This is a genomic window from Maribacter sp. Hel_I_7 (assembly GCF_000688315.1).
Classification (GTDB): domain Bacteria; phylum Bacteroidota; class Bacteroidia; order Flavobacteriales; family Flavobacteriaceae; genus Maribacter; species Maribacter stanieri.
The window spans coordinates 143526-163468 of sequence record NZ_JHZW01000002.1 but is presented as its reverse complement, the minus strand read 5'-3'; the positions used below and the strand labels follow the sequence as shown (position 1 = coordinate 163468).

The window sequence follows — 19943 nt, the reverse complement described above, 5'->3', positions numbered from 1 at the left end:
ATTTTAAAAATATTCAAAACAATAATCAACATAAATTAAATTATTACAAATGCAAAACAAAGGACTTATAAAGCTTTTTGCTTTATTATTTGGGTTAGTTAGTATCTACCAGCTATCCTATACTTTCATAACAAGTAAAGTAGAAAAAGAGGCGAATGTCTTTGCTGCAAGCCGTGTTTCGGAAGCAGAAGATGGTTATATAGCGCAAAGAGAAATTGTAGCTGCAAACTACCTAGACTCAATTGGTAACAATACCATTTTAGGGTATACCAATTATCATGAAGCAAAAAAGAAGGAATTAAATAAAGGTCTTGACCTTAAAGGTGGTATCAACGTAACGTTACAGATTTCTATTAAGGATATCCTTAAAGGTTTGGCTAACAATACAAAAAGCCCAGTTTTTAATAAAGCATTGGCTGATGCAGATGTTGCTTCTAAAAGTAGTGATGATACATATATCGATTTGTTTTTTGAAGCTTTCGATAAGATTAAGGGAGAAACTAAATTAGCTTCACCAGATATCTTCGCAAACAAAGGTCTTAGTGATGAAATTAATTTTCAAATGTCTGATGATGAGGTTAAGCCTATCATCCGTAGAAAAATAGATGAGTCTATAGTTTCTGCTTTTGAAGTATTAAGAGAACGTATAGATGGTTTTGGTGTTACCCAACCAAATATTCAAAGAGAAGGAAATTCTGGTCGTATTTTGGTTGAATTACCAGGTGCTAGAGATATCGCTCGTGCACAAGACTTATTATCAAGTACTGCTCAATTAGAATTTTGGGAAACATACAAACAGAGCAATACAAGCTTTAGTACTTTTCTTATTCAAGCAAACGAAAAATTAAAGACGATTGTTGAGGTTAAGCAACCGGAACAAGTTAAAGAAGAAACAGAATTAGATTCGTTATTATCTGATGTATCTGCAGATTCTTTAGATTTAGCTACTCAAGTAAATCCGTTATACGAATTATTGATTCCTGCTAACCCAGGAAGTAATGCAATGTTTCGTGCTGCTATTAAAGATACGGCAACAATTGGCTCGTACTTAAGAATGCCAGAAATTAGAAGGTTGTTGCCTGCTGATATTCAGTTTACAAAATTTGTATGGGAAAGACCATCAACTGAAGATACCGAAGTAATAGATTTATATGCTTTAAAATCAAATCGTGATGGTACGCCAAGAATTAGTGGTGATGTAGTTAGTGATGCTAGAGCAGATTTCGATCAGTTCAGCAAGCCAGCTGTTTCTATGACCATGAATACTAAAGGTGCCAAAGAATGGGAAAAATTAACTGGTGATGCATATACTAACCAAACTGGTATTGCTATTGTTTTAGATAACAAGGTATATACTGCTCCTGGTGTTTCTTCAGGTCCTATCTCTGGTGGTCGTTCAGAAATTACGGGTGACTTTACAGTAAATGAAACTAAAGATATTTCTAACGTACTAAGAGCTGGTAAACTTCCTGCTTCTGCAGAGATTATTCAATCAGAAATTGTTGGTCCTTCTTTAGGACAAGAAGCTATTGACAGTGGTTTTATGTCTTTCTTGATTGCTATGGCAATCGTGCTTTTATGGATGATCGCATACTACGGTAAGGCTGGTGTTTTTGCAGATGTCGCTTTGTTATTGAACATCTTATTGATTTTTGGTGTGTTAACTAGCTTAAATGCGGTATTAACATTACCTGGTATTGCAGGTATCGTTTTAACTATTGGTATGTCGGTGGATGCTAACGTACTGATCTTTGAGCGTATTAAAGAAGAATTGGCTAAGGGTAAAGGCAAGAGTCAAGCGGTTGCTGATGGTTTTGGTAATGCATTGTCCTCTATTTTAGATGCGAACATAACAACTGGTTTAACTGCAATTATCTTATTCATTTTTGGTTCAGGACCAATTAAAGGTTTCGCAACTACATTATTAATAGGTATTATAACATCTTTATTTACAGCAATATTCATCACTCGTTTATTAGTTGATTGGTATATTGGAGGAAAAGGTAGAAGCTTAGATTTCTCTACAGCTATCACTAAAAATCTTTTCAAAGGAATCAATATCGATTTCTTGGTAAAAAGAAAGATAGCTTATGTACTTTCTGGTATACTAGTAGCTGTTGGTTTGTTTTCTTTGTTATTCGGACCTGGATTACAAAAAGGTGTAGATTTCATCGGTGGTCGTTCTTATACAGTTCGTTTTGAGCAAGCGGTTAATCCTTCTGAAATAGCATCTGAATTAAATACTGTATTTGGTAGTGGTACAAACGTGAAAACGTACGGTGAATCTAACCAAGTAAAAATTACTACTCCATATAAAGTAGATGTTGAAGGTATTGAAGTTGACACTGAAATTCAGGATAAATTATACGCATCTCTTCAAAAGTACTTGCCAGATGGTATTAGTAAAGAAGCTTTTAAACTAGGTGGCGTAGATGCTGAAGCTGTTGGTATTTTGGCATCGGTTAAGGTTGGTCCTACGATTGCAGATGATATTCAGAAAAATGCGTTTTTAGCTATTTTAGGTTCATTGGCAGTAGTATTCCTATATATCTTATTTAGATTTAGAAGATGGCAATTCTCATTGGGTGCTGTAATTGCAGTATTCCATGATGTATTGATAGTACTAGGAGTGTTCTCTATATTTGGTAAATTAATGCCATTTAATATGGAAATTGATCAAGCATTTATAGCGGCGATTCTTACCGTAATCGGGTACTCATTGAATGATACCGTGGTTGTGTTTGACCGTATTCGTGAGACATTGGCAGAACGTGGCTGGAAAGGTGGTTCAAATATCAATTACGCTATAAACAGTACGTTGAGTAGAACATTAAATACTTCGTTAACTACCTTGGTAGTATTATTGGCTATCTTCATTTTTGGAGGAGAGTCATTAAGAGGATTTATGTTTGCAATGATCGTTGGTGTAGTTGTAGGTACATACTCATCGGTGTTTATTGCGACTCCTGTAATGTTCGATGCATTAAGCAAGAAAATTACTTCTGGAAAAGAAGAATAGATACAACTAACTCAAGCAGAAAAAGCCGTTCAGAAATGAACGGCTTTTTTTATTTTTATAATATGAGATTAAATTATTTTACCCAAAGATCCATTTTCACTGGGTATAAGGTTTAAAATCCGTTTGGGTTTTAGACCTTTTTCTTTTCTATGGGAAACAAAGATTATAGCGGTATCTGTTTCTTCTGAGAATTTATTGACCAATGCAACCAATAAAGCTGCTGAATCATCATCCATACCTGCCGTTGGTTCATCTAAGATTAAAATTGGTGGTCTTTTAACCATAGCACGGGCTGTCATAACCAATCTTTGCTTACCTGTAGATAAGGTATTAAAATAAGCCTTCTTTAAGGCATGTAGGTCTAGTAAAGTTAGCCACTGCTTCACAATTCTTTTTTGTAATTCTGTTGGTATTGTATAGAGTCCTACAGAGTCCGTTAATCCAGAGATAAGCATATTTTCTATAGAGTGCCTGCCGTTGAATTTATTGGTCATTGCAGGAGCGTAATAACCAATTTTGTTTTTAATATCCCAAACACTTTCTCCGCTTCCTTTCTTGTTTCCGAAGAGATAAATATCTTGCCCAAATGCTTTTGGGTTGTCTCCGAAAATCATGGAAAGAATGGTAGATTTTCCACTACCATTAGTACCAGATAGTTGCCAGAAATCACCTTTGTTAATTGTCCAATTAATATTGTTTAATATTCTTATCTCTCCGTAAGCGACATTTACATTTTTGAAATTGATTAATGGATTTTGAAAACCGGAATATGTTGTTATGGCATTTGGAATGCTAACTTGGCTAAAGGCTTCAATTGAAGAGTTTTCGTTAAATTCTATATTTTTAATAACAGAAAATTCATCCTTATCAAGTTTTCCATAGTTGTTTATAAATGAAAGAGTGTCTGCCTTGCGACTTGCTAATAGAATAAACGAAATATAAGAAGAGTGAGATTTAAGGATATCTTTTAGTTGCGCTTGGAAAGTTATATCTAAATTATCAAAAGGGTTATCTAATATTATATAATCAGGGTTTTTACTTAGTAAATGATGTAATAAAGCTCTTTTTTGTTCACCACTAGACATGCTCTCAAGAGATTGATGCGCAGTACTAATAATTTTTTTATCATGCTTATCTTCTTCATCAATAAGTTTTTCTAAAGTAAAAGGGGAGAATAATTTTCCCGTTTTATTTTCAAATTCAAGAAAATTTATAGGCATTTTCCCTTTTTGAAAATTTTTTAAAAAACCTTTCTTGTTAGAGTTATTATCTAAATATATTACCCAATGATTCATTTATGCATGTATTCTAAAAATATGAACTTCGTTGTTGTGGTAGGTGGTTGTAAAGTCTAAAAACATTCCGTTTTTTAAGGCTGTCTTTTGCGAGGGGATATTATTGATCTGAATAATAGAAATTAGGCTTTTCGCCCATTGTTTTTCAAAAGCTACCAATTTGCATTTTTCTGCGGCTTCAAAAGCAAAACCTTGCCTCCAGAATTTTGGAAGAATGGAATAGCCTATTTCTAACTCTTGTTTATCATCTACTTGTTGTACCAATAAACCGCAAAGCCCAACCAAAGTGTTGGTATTCTTTAAAAATAGTGCGTTCATTCCGCCTAAATTTTCATTGTAGCGCTCAAAGATTCTGTCAAATTGTTGTTGACAGGCTACTTTAGGGTTTTTAGGTAAACCAGACCAATATTGACTACTTAAAGGTTCTTTGTGAAATGGAAGCCACTTTTCAAAATCAGCTGGTTGTACTTTTTTAAAAAGTAACCGCTCAGATTCTTCACTGGTCAATAAGTATGCTGACATTGTTGTAGTAAATAAGATAAGTAGAGGAACGCTGGCGCTACTTTCTATTGAAACTTATGCTATCACCTATAGATAGCCCCAATTCTTGCGCTAAACCACCATTAACTTCGAGTACGTATTTTATAGGAACTTGTGACGATAACCCGTTTTCGTTTAATGGTTGTGCATTTTCTTGAAAACTGGCGATCCTTTGGTTTTCTTTAATATAAATAATATCTAAAGGGAACTTTGTATTCTTCATATAAAAAGAATGCATAGATTCATCTGGAAAAATAAACAGCATTCCTTGATTATTTTTCATTCCCTTTCTGTACATAAGTCCCGTTTGGGTCTCATATTCAGTTTCTGCAAATTCAATATTGAATTTAGTTTTTACGGTGTCGCTGGCATTTAAGTAAACTGTTAAGTCCCCTTCATGCGTGAATTCAATATTTTGAGTAGCTATAGTTTTTTTAGAATCTTCTTTACAAGAAAAAACTAGCATTGCCAATGCTATTATAAAAACCCAGCTCTTGTTGATTTTATTAAACATTAAGCAGTTTTTGTTTTTCTGAACATAAAATAAAACCCAATAATAATAAATGGTATACTTAACCACTGACCTGTGGAAAGTAATCCTAACGATTCTTCAAAACCACCTTGACTTTTCTTAACGAATTCTACGAAGAAACGTACTGTCCATAGCAACACAAAGAATAAGCCGAATAAGTAACCTGGTTTGTTCTTTTTGTCTGTCTTCCAGTATAAGAAATAAAGTAAAATGAAGATAAGAATATAACCGATACCTTCATACAATTGTGCAGGATGACGGTAAGGAATTTCGGCTAGATACTGAGAAAATTGCGGATTGTTTTCAATAGCGGCATAGGCTGCGTTTAATGTTTTTTCTCCTGTAATGCCCAGAGCTTTTGAAGGGTGTAAGTCATCAGAATCGCGAATGAATTTGGTGGCAAAGATGAAATTTTCATCAACTATTTTACCATTTATTTCAGAATTGAAAAAATTTCCAAGTCGTACACAAAAGCAACCAATGGCAACAGGTATAACCATCCTGTCAAAAATCCATAACATGCTAAATTCCGGATATTTTCTTGTATACAAATAAGTACCAATGATAATACCAATTGTAGCACCGTGACTTGCTAAGCCAGTGAAACCGGTAAATTCATAGCCATTTATTAACCCGAATAATAAGCTGCCAGAATCACTTTCACGAACCGGAATTAAAATTTCTACCAAGTGGTTAGAATAGTATGCCCAATCATAGAAGAAAACATGACCTAATCTAGCACCTAACATGGTACTTAAAACCGTGTAAATGAAAAGAGAATCTAATTGTTCTATAGATTTTTTTTCGTTAAGGAAAATCTTTTTCATAAGAAACCAGCCTAATGCAAAGGCGGTAATCCAAAGAAGATTGTAATACTTTATTTGTATAAATCCGATATTGAAAAGTGTTTCATTCGGATTCCAAGTAATTCCTGAGAAATGCATGTGTTGAATTTTGAAAGGCTAAGATAAGAAATAGCCATTAGACAAATCGATTTTGAAAAATAGAGTTGTCATAAATATTATAGAAAGTTGCTGTTTTAAGAATGAATTAATATTTCCCGTTCATGGAACGGGATCGTACCCTTTACCACCCCAGGGATTGCAGCTAAATATGCGTTTTGTCGCAAGCCAACCTCCTTTAAATAGCCCATGTTTTTTTAAAGCTTCTAATGTATATTGCGAGCAAGTAGGGGAGTACCTGCAGGTAGCAGGCGTATATGGTGATATGGCCAGCTGGTAAAAACGAACTAATAATACAAAAGGCGTAATCAGTATTTTTTTGATAGATATCTTCACAGTCAATAATTGATAGTACAAATTTACTACAAAAGTGCTAACCCTTTAAAAGAAGAAGTCCGGATGATTAACAGCCGGACTTCATTACATTAAATGATCACTTTTTAAGCTCCGATTCTGATCGGTTCTAGGTGTTCTGCCTCTTTTTCAGTATACAGTCTAGATTTAATAATAAAACGTATGCCCATTGGTATTTCTAATGAAAAACTTGAACCGATACCAGGTGTTACATCAAGCGTTAACTGAGTATGTTTCCAGTATTCATATTGATCTCTTGACATATGAAAATCACAGCCTTCTATATTGCCTAGACAAACATCGTTATCATCTAGCATTAAATCGCCTTTCTCAAAACACATAGGGGCAGATCCATCACAACACCCACCACTTTGGTGAAACATGAGTTCGCCATGTTTTTCTTTGAGTTCAGCAATAACTGCAGCTGCTTTTTCGGTTACTAATACTCGTTTCGTTTTCATCTTGTTTCGGTTATTAAAAGAATCCCATTTTCTTTTTATCGTAAGAGATAAGCATGTTTTTTGTTTGACGATAATGTGCTAACATCATTTTATGGTTTTCTCTACCAATACCAGATTTTTTATATCCGCCGAAAGGAGCATGTGCAGGGTATAGGTGGTAGCAGTTTACCCAAACTCTACCTGCCTTAATGGCTCTAGAAATTTGATATGCTTGGTGTGTATCTCGTGTCCAAACTCCGGCACCTAGTCCATATAATGTATCATTGGCTATTTCAATTGCTTCCGCCTCATCTTTAAAGGTAGTAACACAAAGAACAGGTCCAAATATTTCTTCTTGGAAAACACGCATTTTATTATTTCCTTTCAAGATGGTAGGTTGTACATAATAACCACCTTCTAATCCTTCATTATAAGCTTGATCACCACCGGTTAGCACTTCGCAACCTTCTTCTTTTCCTATTTGAATATAGTTTAGAATTTTCTCAAACTGATCATTTGATGCCTGTGCACCCATCATTGTATTTGGGTCTAACGGATGTCCTATTTTAATTGCTTTTGTGCGTTCTATTACTCGTTCAATAAATTTATCATAGATGCTTTCCTGTACTAACATTCTCGATGGACATGTACACACCTCACCTTGATTTAAAGCAAACATGTTAGCGCCCTCTAAACATTTATCGAAGAATTCATCATCGGCATCCATGATGCTCTCAAAGAAAACATTTGGAGATTTACCACCAAGTTCTAAGGTTACGGGAGTGATATTTTTTGAAGCGTATTGCATAATTAATTGTCCGGTGGTGGTTTCTCCGGTAAAAGCAATCTTGTCAATTCTTGGGCTTGATGCTAGTGGCTTTCCTGCTTCTGCTCCAAATCCATTTACAACATTTAGTACGCCATCTGGCAAGATACCTTCAATAATCTCCATAAGAATAAGAATGCCCACTGGTGTTTGTTCTGCAGGCTTGAGAACAACACAGTTACCAGCCGCCAGTGCTGGTGCTAATTTCCATGTAGCCATTAATAAAGGGAAATTCCAAGGAATAATTTGACCGACGACACCAAGTGGTTCTGTTACATTTAAAGCGACCGTGTTAGAATCTAATTCACTGACCGATCCTTCTTCTGCTCTAATAACACCTGCAAAGTATCTAAAGTGGTCTACTGCTAAAGGTAAATCTGCAGCTCTGGTTTCACGTATGGCTTTACCATTGTCCCAAGTTTCTGCTCTCGCTAAAACTTCTAGATTTTGTTCTATTTTATCTGCAATTTTTAAAAGCATATTACTTCTCTCCGTAGCAGAAGAGGTATTCCATGATGGGGCTGCTTTCCATGCGGCATCAATAGCTTTCTCAATATCTTCCGCAGTGGATCTTGGTATTTTCGTAAATGCTTTTCCGTCTACAGGTGAAATATTATCAAAATATTCACCTTTGCTAGGTGCCACCCATTTTCCACCAATAAAATTTTCATATTGATTTTTGAATTTAGGTTTTTGAAGTACGTCTTTTTCTACAGTTGCTGTTGTGCTCATATTATGTGATTTAAGTTAATAATAGATGTAAGTTTTTATGATATTCTAAATGTACTTACCAAGTTCTTATTACATCTGACGCATTCTACGAATAATGTGAACTATTCTATCAATAATTGATTTTATGATTTTTTTAAGTATAAATTTTTGTAAATTCCTTAAAATAAAATCAAAATAACTGTGATTCAATTATCCGATAATTTCTTTAATGGAAGACGTTTAGAGACAATGGTGGAAAACCAAACCTCTTATACCATGAATAATGCGGCTATGCATGTTTTTGAAACACATGAACAGGCAGCTAGTGTTTTATTGAAATTTGAACAACCTGTTTTAGCAAGTATGATTCAAGGAAAGAAAATTATGCATCTGCGCGATTTTGAATCATTTGATTTTTTACCTGGAGAATCTTTAGTCTTGCCAGCCAATGAAGGCATGTGCATTGATTTTCCTGAGGCTATGGCAAAAAATCCTACGAGGTGTTTAGCTATGGCCATTTCAGAAGATAAGATTAAAAAAGTATTAGAGTTTATGAATGAAAACATGCCCAAGAGTACCAAAGAGCCATGGGGATTAATGGATTATAATTTTCATTTTGTAAACGATAGAGGAATTTTTCAAATTATACAGCGCCTATTGTTTTTGTTTTCTGAAGACCATCCTTCAAAAGACTTGTTCGTTGATAACATGTTGCGTGAACTTATTATTAGAATATTGCAGACTAACGAGCGTAAAATATATAGTAATGCAACCTTGACCATTAAGAAAGAAAGTAGGTTAACCGAGGTCATTAGATATATTAGAGATAATGTTCATAAAGCTATACAAGTGGATGATCTTAGTAAAATAGCCTGTATGAGTCCATCTCATTTTTATAGAACGTTTAAATTAGAGCTGGGTATTTCTCCTGTTGAATTTATTAATAACGAGAGAATAAAATTGGCAGTTGGGTTATTGCAAGACCCAAGTAGAAGTATTAAAGATGTATATCTGGACTGCGGATTTGAAAGTAGGTCCTATTTTAATAGAGTATTCAAAACAAGGCAAAACTTAGCGCCTGGCGAATACCAGTCTAAAATACAAAAATCTAGATTTTTAGATTAATTTTAAAGGCTATACGTAGTTCCTTCTTTGCCGTCTTTTAATTGAATACCTAACACTGCAAGTTGATCACGAATTTTATCTGATGTGGCAAAATCTTTATTTTCTCTTGCTGTCTTACGTAATTCAATCAATAATTCTACAACACCGCCTAATTTCTCAGAATCAGCATCAGAACTACTTTTGTTTTCAAGACCTAAAACATCAAACACAAAACTATGAAGGGTGTTTTCTAATTCTGCTCTATCTTCTTCAGTAATTGATTCTGAACCTTCTTTAATTAGATTTATATGCTTAACAGCGTCAAATAATTTTGCTATTAAAATTGGCGTATTAAAATCATCGTTCATTGCTGCGTAGCAAGATGTTTTCCAAGCTGCAACATCAAAATCAGTAGTCTTGCCAGTATTCAAAGATTTAACAGCATTAATGGCTTCCATCAATTTATTAAAACCTTTTTCTGAAGCCAAAAGCGCATCATTACTCATATCTAAGATACTAGTATAATGAGCTTGCATCATAAAGAAACGCACCATAGAAGGTGAGAACGGCTTGCTAAGAATTTTGTTTTCACCAGAGAATATCTCTCCAGGTAGAATACTATTTCCTGTAGATTTTGCCATCTTTCTACCGTTCAAGGTTAACATATTTGCGTGTAACCAATAGTTTACAGGGCTTTGATCATTGCAAGCTTCTGCCTGTGCAATTTCACATTCGTGGTGTGGGAATTTTAAATCCATTCCGCCTCCGTGAATATCAAAGGTTTCACCTAAATATTTAGTGCTCATGGCTGTACACTCTAAATGCCACCCTGGAAATCCATCTCCCCATGGCGAAGGCCATCTCATAATATGTTGTGGTTCGGCCTTTTTCCACAAAGCAAAATCTTGTGGATTATGCTTATCGTCTTGTGCGGCAAGATCGCGTGTATTGGCGATCATGTCTTCAAGCTTGCGTCCACTTAATTTACCATATTCATGCTTTTCATTGAACTTAGCAACATCAAAATATACAGAACCATTGGTTTCGTAAGCAAATCCTTTTTTAAGAATATCCTTAATAATTTCAATTTGCTCTATAATATGGCCTGTAGCTGTAGGTTCAATACTAGGAGGTAAGAAATTGAATTTCTCCAAAATATTATGAAAGTCAACAGTATATCGTTGAACAACTTCCATAGGTTCCAATTTTTCTAAACGTGCTTTTTTTGCAATTTTATCTTCGCCATCTTCCGCATCGTCAACCAAATGGCCGGCATCGGTAATATTACGAACATAACGTACTTTATAACCAAGATGTCTAAAGTATCTAAAAATCATATCAAAAGACATGAAAGTTCTACAATTACCTAAATGCACATTACTATACACTGTAGGTCCACAAACATACATGCCAATATGACCTGTGTTAATGGGTTTGAAAACTTCTTTTTTACCTGTTAAGGAATTGTATACTTTGATTTCTTGACTTTCGTATAATTGCATGAAGCTATATGCTATTAAAAATGGGTATCTAGATTAAGGTAATTCAAAAACTCACGGCGTACTAATTCTTCTTTGAATTTACCGCCATATTCTGCCGTTACGGTACTACTATCGATATCGCGTATACCTCTAGAGTTTACACAAAGGTGTTTTGCATCTATTACACAAGCAACATCTTCAGTACCTAAAGCTTTTTGTAATTCTCTTACAATTTGAATATTTAAACGTTCTTGAACTTGAGGGCGTTTAGCATAATAATCAACTATACGGTTCATTTTAGAAAGACCTACAACCGTACCTTTAGAAATATATGCAACGTGCGCTCGACCTACAATAGGTAGTAAATGATGCTCGCACGTAGAATATAGGGTAATGTTTTTTTCAACTAACATTTCGCCATACTTGTACTTATTATCAAAAGTAGAAGCCTTAGGTTTCTTGGCTGGATTTAAACCACCAAATATTTCATTTACATACATTTTAGCAACTCGGTTAGGAGTTCCTTTTAAGCTGTCGTCAGTTAAATCTAAACCTAACGTAAGCATGATTTCACGAACGTTTTCGCGAATGCGTTCAATCTTTTCGGCATCATCAAGGTCAAATGCATCTGAACGTAATGGAGTATCTTCTGAAGTGGAAATATGATCATTTCCTAATTCCTCAAATTGATTTTCCAATGTATCCTCAATTTTCATTTTATCTATCTTTTAGAAGCTGCAAAGATATACAATATGTGCCACTTTATAACTAAATGCGGGCATTACACAACATTAATTAGCCATAACGTTAAGGTCTAGTTAATTTTATTTTTCCAATTTAAAAGGCCTTTATGACCAAGTATGGTATAACCATTTTTTTAATTAGCTTACTTTGCTTCTTTACTTCGTTCGCTCAAGTGTCCGCAGATTGTGCCAATGCGGTACCTATTTGCTACAACACACCGGTAAACGGAGGTACTAATGGTTACGGAATTGATGATTTTAACGGAGCATCTATTTCTGGGTGTATTACACAGGGTAGCGGAACAATAGAAACCAATTCTGCTTGGTATAAATTTAAAATCGGGGAAATTGGTCAATTAGGCTTTAATATAGGATTCGATTCTAATGAAGATTGGGATTTTGCCTTGTACAGAACTAATGACTGTAGTTCATTAGGAGAACCTGTAAGATGTAATTATTTTGATAATTCTGATGATAGTAGTTATATAGGTGTTGGTGAAGATCCTACCGGATTGGATAATATACAATATGATGATTGGTTAGATGTTGAGCCAGGAGAAGAGTATCTCTTGATGATTAATAATTTCAGTAATAATAATTCCGGATTTTCTATTCAATTTTCAGGAAACATTTTTGTAGAGTTCCCTAATTCAGCCTTGGATTGTGATATAATAGATAACTTATTAGGACCACCTGTAATTGCATGTGATAACGAAACGGTTATTTTAGATGCAACTACTACGGATGCGTTAGATTATGAGTGGTACTTAGATGCTGGTGCGGGCTTTCAACTTATTCCTGGTGAAAATGACCCGCAATTATCAATAGCTGTTTCTGGAATGTATCGTGTTTTAGTGGTAAGACCATTAGGAAATAATTTAATTAGTGAGACACAGGTAGCATATGCGCCATCACCAGAAACGTTTCCTTTAGAAAATGAGACTGCTTGTTTAGATGGTACAGCCATAGATTTTAATGTAAAAGATACTGAAGCTTTGGGAAGTCAAAGTTCTTTAGAATTTAGAGTGTCTTATCATGATAGTTTTGAAGATGCTTTTGATGGTACCAATGCACTTTCAAAAGAGTTTATTCCATTACAAGAAACTCAGACTATTTATGTTAGAACTACCTCCTTAGAGAATTCAATGTGTTTTGATGCTTCAGAAACTTTTGAAGTAAACGGAATTGAGTTACCGTTTTTAGATTTTGATACAGAAGTTTTTATATGTGGTGATGAACCTGTTGTTACCATTGGGCAACGTATACCAAATAGTGATTTTTCATATGAATGGAGTTCAGGGCAAACCTCTTCTTTAATTACCGTTGCAGAACCAGGTGTGTATACTTTATCTGTTACCAATACACAAGGTTTAATTCAATGTATAACTGTTCGTTCTGTGACCGTGGTTTTTTCTAGTCCGCCAGTTATTTCAGATATCACTATTGAATATGAAGATGATGCATCTAATGTTGTATCCGTTTATGTGGAAGAAGAAGGTGATTTTCAGTATCAAGTAGATAATGATATACCACAAGGTAATGGTGTTTTTAATAATTTGTTTCCAGGCGAACATATTATAACGGTCAGCGATATAAATGGATGTGGTTTTGATACTAGAGATATCGTTGTTGTTGGTTTTCCAAAGTTTTTTACTCCTAACGGAGATAACGTAAATGATACTTGGAAAGTCGATGGGTTGTCTGCCTTAGATAATCCTGTAATTACAATATATGATCGTTACGGTAAATTACTGTATCAAATAATTAATGACTCCAGTGGATGGAACGGTACATTAAATGGATCTTTATTACCAGAATCTGATTATTGGTTTAAGCTTTCCTATACTAATTCTTTAGGTGAGAATACTAGCGCATCATTCATCAATAATCACTTTACTTTAAAGCGTTAAGCCTAATAATTAGGCTCAAAAAGTGCATTTTATCGATTAAATACCAGAATCTTCGTTGTAAGATACTAAAGCGGAGCATGTGTAGTTATAATATACATCACCTATACTAATAGATACGCTTTTATGAGAACACTTATTTGTTCTATTTGTTGTATGTTTCTTTTCTATTGGAACGCAACTGCACAAAATTCTGCCGATTGTAGAACGGCTATACCTGTTTGTGCCGATCAACCTATTATGGGTATTGCTGGTGGCACCGGTGATGTTGATGATTTTGATCCTGATGTTATTCTTCAAACTGGGTGCCTTGAAAAAGGTAGCCTTTCTTCCGCAAATATTGAGTTTAATACCTCTTGGTTCGTTTTTAGAGCGGGAACAGGTGGCCAGGTTGGTTTTGATATTGAAGCTTTAGCGACTTCAGGATCTACACCTACGGCCGAATGGGATTTTGCTGTTTATGGTCCAGATGTAGATTGTGCTGATATTAGCAATGGTACCGCCCAACCTATTCGATGTAATTATGAAGTAAACGACACTAATTTTACGGGATTAGGTGTAAACCCTGATAGCGGTCAAGAAGGTCAAGCATCTTTAACCGGTAGTCAAAATACTTATGATGAATATTTAGACGTACTTCCTGGAGAGATATATTATATTTTAATAAACAATTTTGCTGATAATTTTACGGGAGACCCTGAACCTTTTATGTTGACTTTTACGGGTAGTTCTGTTAGTGATAATCAAGATACTGCTTTAGATTGTACTTTGCGTGATGAGTTTTTGGGATTGGATATCATTGCTTGTGAAGGTGATGATGATATAACTATTAGTGCATTGAATTCTCCTGCGGGCGCAGATATTGCAAGTGTAGAATGGACTGTTGATTATGAAGATGATGGTGTTGTTGATGATACGCTTACCGGTTCTGGTGATTTTGGAGCAGAACTAATTGTTGCTAGTCCTAATTCGGGTCGTTATTTCGCTACAATTACAACCATAACAGGTACGCCGCCAACTGTTAGAGATGATAGTGGAGTGTTAATTACATTTTTTGGCACCCCAATTTTAGACCGAGTAGAAACATTGGATACTAATCTTTCAATTGATCCAGACCGAAACAATGTTGAGTTTTTTGTGGACGGTGATGGGGATTATGAATATGCTATTAATAATGGCGTATTTCAAGATGATGCTGTTTTTATGAATGTGCCTCCAGGAATTAATACTGTAATTATCAATGATAAAAATGGATGTGGTATAACTGATCCAATTGAATTTTTGGTAGTAGGTTACCCTAAGTTTTTTACGCCCAATGGTGATGGAACAAATGATGATTGGAATGTAAAAGGTATAGAAACATTAAATAACCCAGTTGTATTTATATTTGATAGGTATGGTAAGCTATTAAAACAATTAGGCGCAGCCGATGCTTGGGACGGTAATTATAACGGTCAACAAATGCCTTCTACAGATTATTGGTTTCGTTTTGAATATGGAGAACAAGAAGATAATTTAATGGTTGCCAAAACAAGGAAAACACATTTTTCTTTAAAGAGATAACAAAAAAAAGGGAAGCAAATTTGCTTCCCTTTTTTTATAAATATAATCTTTTAACTTAAAAGTTAATGGTATAACTTAAAGTAGCGTTTGTTATGCTCCTGTCTATTGTTGCGGGTGTGGTAATACCGGCGTTAAATAGTCTTTCGCTAACATCTTGTTGAGATTGACTAAGAGCAAAATCTAATTTACTTCCGCCAAAATTATATCCTATACCTGCAGAAACAGCATTTAAATCTCCAATAGTATTTCCATTGGCATATGGGCTTTGTTCAAAACGATATCCAGCTCTAAAGCTTACTTGTTGAACTCTGTATTCACCACCAAGTCTAAATGTTGAAACTGAGCCAAGATCACTAGAAATTTGAGTATTTACAGATTGAAAACTTGGGTCGTTTGTAGGGCGTAATTCAGATTGAGAAAAATCTTGATATCCGTAATCAAAACTTAATAGACCATCCTTAGCAAAAATTACTGCTAAACTACCCGTTAATTTACTAGGTGTTTTTACAGTATAGCTTTCAAATAGGTTAACAATATTGAAATTGATAAAATTAATATCATCGTCTGCTAAATCAGAATTAATGCGTTGAGATAAATCGTCTTCTAATCTATACCAAGTAGGGGACTGGTAGCTGCCGCCTAATCTTACGTTATCATTCAATTTTGCAATAGCTCCTAAGCTAAAGGAGAAACCGTTACCTTCTGTTTGTAAATAATTATCAAATGTTGTGCGTGTAATTTCAGAATTAGGCTCGTATCCACTTTCAGTAAACTGATCATATTGCGTATATAATACATTGTGAAAGTTTAAAGAAGCACCTATGTATATATTCTCTTTGTATTGAGACGCTGCATTTAAAGTGAATTTACTATTATAGCCAGAAGTTCTTCTTAAGAAATCTTGTTCCACTCTATCATAAAGACTGTTGCTAATATAATTGGTGTTATTATCGGCATCTGTCTCTGGGTCAAAAATACCGCCATAATACCCTAAAAAAGCTTGCTGGTCACTAAAACCTTGAACTGCACCTATATCTAAATAGCCTTCTTCTATAAACTCTCCTTCCTGTAAAAGAATTGATCCAAAAGGTGTGCCTCCTGCATATTCTAAAAAATACGTATCAATACCATCTACTGCACTTCCGGTAACATAATATTCGTTATCAAAATTATCGACAACATCGTAGTTGAAGGCCAAAGTAAATTTTTGCCAATCAGAATTAGAGTCGGTGTTTTTAAAAACAAAAGCACCACCTATTTGATTTAATTCTATGTTGTTGTCTTTTGTAATTAAAGCATCTCCAAAATAGCGAGCGTCGTTATTTGTATGATAGTTAGATCCTGTTACGGTAAAAAGGCTGTTGTTAAATACAGCAGACCCAGCAGGATTTACGTTTAAAGATGATAAGTCGCCACCTAATGCGCCAAATGCACCACCCATAGCTTGAAAACGGGCAGTACCTTGAAGGTTTTCGGTACCATAACGTAAAGCGTCATTTATATTTTGTGCACTACCAATGGCACATGAAGCTAGTATTATGAAAGTTAAATATCTTTTCATAGCAATATTCAATTTTAAAAATAATGTTAGATTTTAGTTTCTTCTTCCGCTACTTCTGCTAGATGAACCTGAAGATCTTGATGAAGAACCACTGCTAGAACTTCTGGTACTGCTACCAGAACTTCTGTAAGAACTTCCGCTAGAGCTACTTCTTCCAGAGCTATAGTTACTACTTCTAGAGCTACTTCCAGAACTACGGTAAGATCCACTTCCAGAACTTCTTGTGCTTCTGCCAGAAGAATAACTTCTAGATGTGCTTCCAGAATTTCTATACGTAGAAGTTCTAGGTACAGCTACTCTACTACTTGACCTTGCAGAGCTAGGGCTGCTACTATATCTACTACTGCTACTTCTTGAGGAGTTGCTGCTATATCTTGGAGTGGCCCTAGTACTTCTACTTGTTCTGTATGCTCTATTTTGATCAACGCCTACAGTTCTTCGTGTAGTCGTATTTCCTGAATATGTTCTTGAGCTACGTGTATTTGCAGAGCTTCTAGCGGTTGCTGTACGAGATGTGTTGCTTCTGTATCTTGGAGAATCACCTCTTGTGTTTACATTTGATCTTCCACGTAATGCAGTTGAAGACAAACCGCTGTTATTTATATTTGCTCTTGTGTAATTTCCTCTTCTAGAATTATTTAATGCATAATTTCTATTAGAAAAACGATTATTTCTGCCGTAATATCTATTGCCGTAGCCATACCCGTATCCATAACCATAATAAGGTCTGTTCCATCCAAATCCAAATCCTCTATATCCTGCGTATCCGAATCCGAAACCTGAATATCCCCAATTGTTCCATCTGTTCCAGCCCCAAGGTTGGTTCCATCCGTAATTATAAAAACCTCCGTAACCCCAGTTGTTCCAACCCCATCCAAAAGAATTGCCATAGCCCCAGTTATTCCAACCGTTATTATGAATATAAATGCTAACATCGGCATTATTGCTACCCCAACTTCCGTAACCTTCGTAATCATTGGTTGTGGCGTAATAATCAGTTAGTTGATCTTCTGGTATAGTATCGTCTATTTCATTGCTAGAATAAGAATCAACATCAGTGAAAATTTCACTATCCAATATTTCATCATACTGATTTGCTTTTTCACCAAAGTAATTAGAATAGGTATCCGTTTCGGGATTATTTTGATTATAATTTTTCTGTTGAGGTCTTCTTTCTGTGGTTGGTGCGTCATCTGAATATATGCCGTCATTGTCGTAGTAAGAAGATTGTTGGTATGAACCGCAAGAAGCTGCCAATACAGCTAGGGTCACCATCATTGTTATGTTTCGAATTTTGTTGTGGGGCAAAGAATATATCATCGGATCAAAATTATATTGTTGAACATATTAAAAATAACTAGTTTTACTCAATTATTGTATAGTAATATTCACAAAATTTGTGCCAAAGTCCAGATAATGAGTAAAAATTTGACAAAGAGAAGCGAGGATTATTCCAAGTGGTATAATGAATTAGTGGTTAAGGCAGATTTAGCCGAGAACTCTGGTGTAAGGGGTTGTATGGTCATAAAACCATACGGCTATGGTATTTGGGAGAAAATACAAGCAGGGTTAGATAAAATGTTTAAGGAGACAGGTCATGAAAATGCCTATTTTCCTTTATTCATTCCTAAATCCTACTTAAGTAAAGAAGCTAGCCATGTTGAAGGGTTTGCTAAAGAATGTGCGGTTGTTACGCATTATCGATTGAAAAATGCAGAAGATGGTAGTGGGATCATTGTTGATCCAGATGCCAAATTAGAAGAGGAATTAATTGTTAGACCAACTTCTGAAACCATAATTTGGGATACCTATAGAAAGTGGATACAATCCTATAGAGATTTGCCATTATTAATAAACCAATGGGCAAATGTGGTACGATGGGAGATGCGTACTAGATTATTCTTAAGGACAGCTGAGTTTTTATGGCAAGAAGGGCACACCGCTCATGCAACCGAAAAAGAAGCAATTGAAGAGGCAGAGCAAATGATGAACGTTTATGCGGATTTTGTTGAAAACCATATGGCGATACCTGTCATAAAAGGAACTAAAACAGAGAGTGAAAGATTTGCCGGTGCTATAGAGACATATTGTATAGAGGCATTGATGCAAGATGGTAAGGCTTTACAAGCAGGTACATCGCATTTCTTAGGGCAGAATTTTGCAAAGGCTTTTGATGTGAAATTTGCTACTAAAGAAGGTGGTAAAGAATATGTATGGGCAACTTCTTGGGGGGTTTCTACAAGATTAATGGGTGCCTTGGTAATGACACATAGCGATGATAATGGATTGGTAATTCCACCAAAATTGGCGCCTATACAAGTTGTTATTGTACCAATTTACAAAGGAATGGATCAATTGGACCAAATATCCGATACGGTTAATCCATTAGTAAAAGAATTAAGGGCTAAAGGTATTTCTGTGAAATTTGATAATAGGGACACACATAAGCCAGGATTTAAGTTTAATGAGTATGAAATGCGTGGAGTTCCTGTTAGATTGGCAATTGGACCAAGAGACATGGAAAATGGCACGTATGAAGTTGCAAGAAGGGATACATTGCAAAAAGAAACAGTTTCTGCGACTGATGTAGTAGCTAAAATTGAATTTTTAATGGAGGATATTCAGAAGAATATGTTCCAAAAAGCACTCGATTATAGGGCTGATCATATTACAGAAGTGGATTCATATGACGAATTCAAGAAAGTTTTGAATGAAAAAGGTGGATTTATTTCAGCTCATTGGGATGGTAGTAAAGAAACTGAAGAACGTGTAAAAGATGAGACAAAAGCTACGATAAGGTGTATTCCTATTGATGCGAAGGAAGAAAAAGGTGTTTGTATGGTTACTGGAAAACCATCTAATAAAAGGGTGCTATTTGCTAAAGCGTATTAATTTTTTCAAAAAA

The 19943-nt window shown here is 35.1% G+C and carries 16 protein-coding genes; 5 read left to right on the top strand and 11 right to left on the bottom strand.

Annotated elements, in window-relative coordinates; all coding sequences use genetic code 11:
* Positions 1-49 precede the first annotated feature (49 nt).
* The gene (gene secDF / locus P178_RS0102220; protein ID WP_027064671.1) at positions 50-3019 is read left to right on the top strand and encodes a protein translocase subunit SecDF; all 2970 of its coding nucleotides are present in this window, start codon (positions 50-52) and stop codon (positions 3017-3019) included.
* Between the two features lie 68 nt (positions 3020-3087).
* Here the strand turns inward: secDF and P178_RS0102215 are convergent, their stop codons facing one another.
* The 7 genes from P178_RS0102215 to P178_RS0102190 form a co-directional block, all read right to left on the bottom strand.
* On the bottom strand, positions 3088-4314 hold the full coding sequence (locus tag P178_RS0102215; RefSeq protein ID WP_027064670.1) for an ATP-binding cassette domain-containing protein: 1227 nt from the start codon (positions 4312-4314) through the stop codon (positions 3088-3090).
* Positions 4315-4836: a GNAT family N-acetyltransferase gene (locus P178_RS0102210; protein ID WP_027064669.1), complete on the bottom strand. Its 522-nt coding sequence runs from the start codon at positions 4834-4836 to the stop codon at positions 4315-4317.
* A 37-nt stretch (positions 4837-4873) separates the two neighbouring features.
* Positions 4874-5368, bottom strand: a complete 495-nt coding sequence (locus tag P178_RS0102205) for a DUF192 domain-containing protein (protein ID WP_027064668.1) — start codon at positions 5366-5368, stop codon at positions 4874-4876.
* Positions 5368-6330, bottom strand: a complete 963-nt coding sequence (lgt, locus tag P178_RS0102200; protein WP_027064667.1) for a prolipoprotein diacylglyceryl transferase — start codon at positions 6328-6330, stop codon at positions 5368-5370. Before lgt ends, P178_RS0102205 begins: the two co-directional genes overlap by 1 nt.
* A 120-nt stretch (positions 6331-6450) precedes the next feature.
* Complete coding sequence (yidD, locus tag P178_RS22840; RefSeq protein ID WP_081819430.1) at positions 6451-6672, bottom strand: membrane protein insertion efficiency factor YidD; 222 nt, start codon at positions 6670-6672, stop codon at positions 6451-6453.
* A gap of 116 nt (positions 6673-6788) precedes the next feature.
* Positions 6789-7163: a DUF779 domain-containing protein gene (locus P178_RS0102195; protein WP_027064666.1), complete on the bottom strand. Its 375-nt coding sequence runs from the start codon at positions 7161-7163 to the stop codon at positions 6789-6791.
* A 13-nt stretch (positions 7164-7176) separates the two neighbouring features.
* Positions 7177-8700, bottom strand: a complete 1524-nt coding sequence (locus P178_RS0102190) for an aldehyde dehydrogenase family protein (protein WP_027064665.1) — start codon at positions 8698-8700, stop codon at positions 7177-7179.
* Positions 8701-8880: 180 nt separating this feature from the next.
* On the opposite strand from P178_RS0102190, the gene P178_RS0102185 reads away from it, so the two are divergent.
* A complete protein-coding gene (locus P178_RS0102185; protein WP_231500495.1) occupies positions 8881-9804 on the top strand; it encodes an AraC family transcriptional regulator in 924 nt (307 codons plus the stop codon).
* 2 nt (positions 9805-9806) lie between these two features.
* Here P178_RS0102185 and cysS read toward each other — a convergent pair whose 3' ends face one another.
* Positions 9807-11285, bottom strand: coding sequence for a cysteine--tRNA ligase (cysS, locus tag P178_RS0102180; RefSeq protein ID WP_027064663.1), 1479 nt, complete (start codon positions 11283-11285; stop codon positions 9807-9809).
* 14 nt (positions 11286-11299) lie between these two features.
* Positions 11300-11980 (bottom strand): GTP cyclohydrolase I FolE, encoded by a 681-nt coding sequence (gene folE, locus P178_RS0102175; protein WP_027064662.1) that lies wholly within the window; start codon positions 11978-11980, stop codon positions 11300-11302.
* 134 nt (positions 11981-12114) lie between these two features.
* On the opposite strand from folE, the gene P178_RS0102170 reads away from it, so the two are divergent.
* Together P178_RS0102170 and P178_RS0102165 are read left to right on the top strand one after the other, a co-directional pair.
* Complete coding sequence (locus P178_RS0102170; RefSeq protein WP_027064661.1) at positions 12115-13917, top strand: T9SS type B sorting domain-containing protein; 1803 nt, start codon at positions 12115-12117, stop codon at positions 13915-13917.
* A gap of 123 nt (positions 13918-14040) precedes the next feature.
* Positions 14041-15477 carry a T9SS type B sorting domain-containing protein gene (locus tag P178_RS0102165; RefSeq protein WP_027064660.1) on the top strand — a complete coding sequence of 479 codons (1437 nt, stop codon included), beginning with the start codon at positions 14041-14043 and terminating at the stop codon, positions 15475-15477.
* A 55-nt stretch (positions 15478-15532) separates the two neighbouring features.
* On the opposite strand, the gene P178_RS0102160 is transcribed toward P178_RS0102165, so the two are convergent.
* Positions 15533-17038, bottom strand: coding sequence for an OmpP1/FadL family transporter (locus P178_RS0102160; RefSeq protein ID WP_027064659.1), 1506 nt, complete (start codon positions 17036-17038; stop codon positions 15533-15535).
* A 33-nt stretch (positions 17039-17071) separates the two neighbouring features.
* A complete protein-coding gene (locus P178_RS21330; RefSeq protein ID WP_051638148.1) occupies positions 17072-18316 on the bottom strand; it encodes a hypothetical protein in 1245 nt (414 codons plus the stop codon).
* A gap of 138 nt (positions 18317-18454) precedes the next feature.
* Here P178_RS21330 and proS point away from each other — a divergent pair, with 138 nt between their 5' ends.
* A complete protein-coding gene (proS, locus tag P178_RS0102150; RefSeq protein WP_027064658.1) occupies positions 18455-19930 on the top strand; it encodes a proline--tRNA ligase in 1476 nt (491 codons plus the stop codon).
* The last annotated feature ends 13 nt before the right edge of the window (positions 19931-19943 follow it).